This is a genomic window from Okeania sp., from assembly GCF_983059655.1.
Window position 1 is genome coordinate 1 of the sequence record NZ_CEZPJD010000759.1, and the last position, 3855, is coordinate 3855.

Annotated in this window: 3 protein-coding genes and 1 pseudogene; 1 reads left to right on the forward strand and 3 read right to left on the reverse strand. The window is 35.6% G+C overall.

Annotated features, from left to right (window positions below):
• Nucleotides 1-326: 326 nt before the first annotated feature.
• Nucleotides 327-2672, reverse strand: a complete 2346-nt coding sequence (pcrA, locus tag AC3DU7_RS27930) for a DNA helicase PcrA (protein ID WP_488042519.1) — start codon at nt 2670-2672, stop codon at nt 327-329.
• 104 nt (nt 2673-2776) lie between these two features.
• Between pcrA and AC3DU7_RS27935 the strand changes: the two genes are divergently transcribed.
• On the forward strand, nt 2777-3076 hold the full coding sequence (locus AC3DU7_RS27935; RefSeq protein ID WP_488042520.1) for a hypothetical protein: 300 nt from the start codon (nt 2777-2779) through the stop codon (nt 3074-3076).
• 4 nt (nt 3077-3080) lie between these two features.
• Here the strand turns inward: AC3DU7_RS27935 and AC3DU7_RS27940 are convergent.
• Nucleotides 3081-3427, reverse strand: a pseudogene (locus AC3DU7_RS27940) (type II toxin-antitoxin system PemK/MazF family toxin).
• The gene (locus AC3DU7_RS27945) at nt 3424-3663 is read right to left on the reverse strand and encodes a hypothetical protein (RefSeq protein ID WP_488042521.1); all 240 of its coding nucleotides are present in this window, start codon (nt 3661-3663) and stop codon (nt 3424-3426) included. Before AC3DU7_RS27945 ends, AC3DU7_RS27940 begins: the two are co-directional and overlap by 4 nt.
• Nucleotides 3664-3855: the final 192 nt, after the last annotated feature.

Sequence of the window (3855 nt, forward strand, 5' to 3'; positions counted from 1 at the left end):
GGGGAGTGGGGGAGTAGGGGAGTAGGGGAGTAGGGGAGTGGGGGAGTAGAGGAGAAGCGAAAATAATGATAATTAATATTAAATTGACTCAAGTTAGCAAAAAGTTTATTAGGATAGTTTAATTACTTAATAACTGAAGTGTTACCTAAGTATAGTATTACTTTTGGTAATTGGTATAATATAGACTCTTATCTTTAAATACTGAATAACAACGATGTTACCAGATTTAATATGATTATCCGGACATGAGACCGGGAAATTTATAAATAGAATAGGGGAAATATCAGGAACAGGCAAGATGCCTATTCCACACTCCCCTACTCCCATTATTCTAACTTTTCCATAGGTGCAGTTTTAGGGTCAATAATTTTTTTACTCTTACCAAATTTGATACCTAAACTCAGTTTTTGTCCCCCACCAAAAACATTACTTATCTGTCCTACTCCAAATTTTTCGTGCATCACTTTCTCGCCAACTTGCCAATTTTCTCCTTGATTATTTGCCGATTTTTTAACAGGAGTATTTTTAGTATTTTTGCTCTGACGGCGCGAACGATAAATTACCTTTTTCATCCCATTAGTATTAATCAAATCTTCCGGTAATTCAGCCAAAAATTGAGAAGGAACTGTGGCATCTCTCGCTCCCCAAAACTGTCGCCTTTCAGTCGCATAAGAAATAAATAATTGTTCCTGTGCCCTCGTAATTCCTACATAACAAAGCCGCCTTTCTTCTTCCAAAGATAAAGGGTCATCTATACTGCGAAAATGAGGTAATAAACCCTGTTCCAAACCAACCATAAATACTACTGGAAATTCCAAACCCTTAGCCGAATGTAAAGTCATTAAAGAAACAGCTTCTTGCCCTTCTTGTAGATTATCTAAACCAGAAGCTAGAGAGGCATTCGCCAAAAAACCTCCTAAACTTGTATCCTCATTATCCTCTTGAAATTGAGCAACAGCACTACATAATTCCCCCAAATTTGCCAGTCGATTATCTGCTTCTTCCGTACCCTTTTTTTTCAACTCTTCAATATAACCAGAAGTCTCCAAAATTCCTTCAACAATTTCAACCGCCGTCAGATTTTCTACTTCATTTTGCCAATTCTTAATGATCTCAGCAAATTTATTCACAGCTTTTGCAGAACGACCTGCCAAAGTATTAACAGAAGTTTCATCATTAATAATTTCCCACAAAGGTATTCCCATCTCCAAAGAAGCATTTATCAAAGTATCAATAGTCGCCTTACCAATACCTCTTCTCGGAGTATTAATAATTCTGAGCAAACTAACAGTATCAGCCGGATTAGCAATGACCCGTAAATAAGCCAAAGAATCCTTAATTTCCTTCCGGTCATAAAATCTCAATCCGCCAATTATCACATATTTAATATCGTAATGAATTAAAGCTTCTTCCAGAGCGCGTGACTGAGAATTAGTCCGATAAAGTACAGCAAAACTGCCTAAATCTAACTCTGGATTTTGGTCTGTAATTTCCTGAATTTTACTACAAACAAATTCCGCTTCTTCTAACTCACTTTCCGCCTCATAACAATAAATTTCTTCCCCCAAACCTCTCGTTGGTTTGAGGATTTTATCAATACGTTGAGTATTATTTTCAATCAATTTATTTGCCACTTCCAGAATATTTTCCCGCGACCGATAATTTTCCTCCAACTTAATCATTGTCCGGGTATCTTCATCCGCTAAACCATCACCAAAATCATGTTGAAAATCTAGCAAAATTGTGTAATCTGCCATGCGGAAAGAATAAATAGATTGGTCTACATCTCCCACCACAAAAACAGAACGATTTTCCCATTTATTAAAATATTTAGGGTCTTCACCATTAGTTGCTAAAAATCTAATAAAATTATATTGAGTCCGATTAGTATCTTGATATTCATCCACTAAAATATGGTTAAAATGTTTATGCCAATAAGCCAATACTTGCTCATTTTGCCGAAATAACTCTACAGGTATTCTGATTAGATCGTCAAAATCAAGAGCGTTATTTGCTGCTAAATTATCTTGATAAATACCATAAACTTCAGCAATTACCCGCCCCCGATAATCTGGTTCTGCTCTTTGATATTCAAGAGGAGACATTCCCTTGTTTTTAGCATTACCAATAGCATATCTAACCGAACGAGGTTCAAATCTTTTGTCATCTAAATTGAGCTGTTTAGTAACAATTTGCTTAATTAAAGTTTGAGCATCACTTTCATCAAAAATAGAAAAGTTTTTATCCCAACGACGTTTTTTTTCATCCTGATATTTGTTAATATCAAACCGCAGAATACGAGCGCAAAGACTATGAAAAGTTCCCATCCATAAATGTTTCGTAATACTTTTATAGACCTGCGATCGCAACTTAGTCTGTTCTTCCAGTGTCAAAGCTGATAATGGTTTACCATATTTTGCTTCTGCTTGTTGCCCAGCAAACAGCTTCTCGATCCGCTCCTTCATTTCCCGTGCAGCTTTATTTGTAAATGTTACTGCCAGAATATTTTCTGGATGTACCCGATGATGACGTATTAGATGGGCCACGCGATAGGTGAGCGCTCTAGTTTTGCCAGAGCCAGCTCCTGCCACAACTAGCATTGGTCCGCAAAAATGTTGTACTGCTTGGCGTTGGGATAAATTTAGCTCACTCAGAAATTCAGTAGTTTGCATAGTTGCTTATGAATATATCAGTTAATATATTGCATATTATCAGGAAAGGTAGAAGGCAGGAGGCAGAAGGCAGAAGGAAAAGGTTAAAAGAAATGTAGGTTGGGTTGAGGAACGAAACCCAACAAAGCTTTATACCAAATTCAAAAGAGGTTGTTACAGCATTAATTCCTAACTTCCCACCAGCAGATAAAACCGCTGTAGTAATATTTTATGAAATTTGTATTATTGGTGTTGGGTTTCGCGGTTATAGCCTCGTTGGTGTTGGGTTTCGTCCCTCAACCCAACCTACTTCTACTTCTAGCAGTAATTTCATGGATTGTGCAACCAAAATTCATGTTGAATTTAAACAATTGCAAACTCAGTTAACTTATGAGTTTTTGGATCGTGGAAAGCTAAAACAATAATACTCTATAGAGCAAAGACAATTTTTAAAGCTTGATCAATTTTTAGGACTAATTCTGTTTCTAGTTCACCCCTAATACTTACTAAGCGAGAACAATAATCAATGGGTCTAGTTTGTAAACAATCTGCTATTGATTTTTTACTTAAACAGTTAACTGAAGATGGTTCAATTACTACATTAGTTTTAATCCTTGCCTTTTTTTGACTCCAGTTTGTAACGGAACTTGAATAACAGGTACACGCTCGTTATAAGTATTATTCGTGACAATAATACAAGGTCTAATCTTTCCTGTTTCTGAACCTAGAGTAGGGTCAAGATTCACATCAATAATCATACCTCGTTTTAGTTTCATGTTTCTCTAAAATCTGCACAAGCAGTCTCAGTTAATTCTTGTAATTCGGCATCTTCTTCGTATATTTCTGCATATAATTGTGCTGACTCTTGTAAATCTTGAGCTTCTAATTCTGACTGTAACTTTTGCAAGGCAAACTTAATCATTTCTGCTTCATTTTTAAAGTCATAGTTTTTATGATGGAGAAGAAAATGGAGTTGATCTTCTTCAATATTTAACGTTAGTTTTTGGTTCATATTTCTAGCTAGAATATATTAGGACATATTTTTTATTCTAAAATAAAATCTTAATTTAAACAATAGTAAATTCTGTTAATTTATAAGTTTCTGGATTGTGGCAAGTGACACACCTAAAATGTTGCATTTGATGGGTTACGAATCACCCTTTTTCCCTCGGAATACTTGGCAAATATGTGGCACACTAATTAT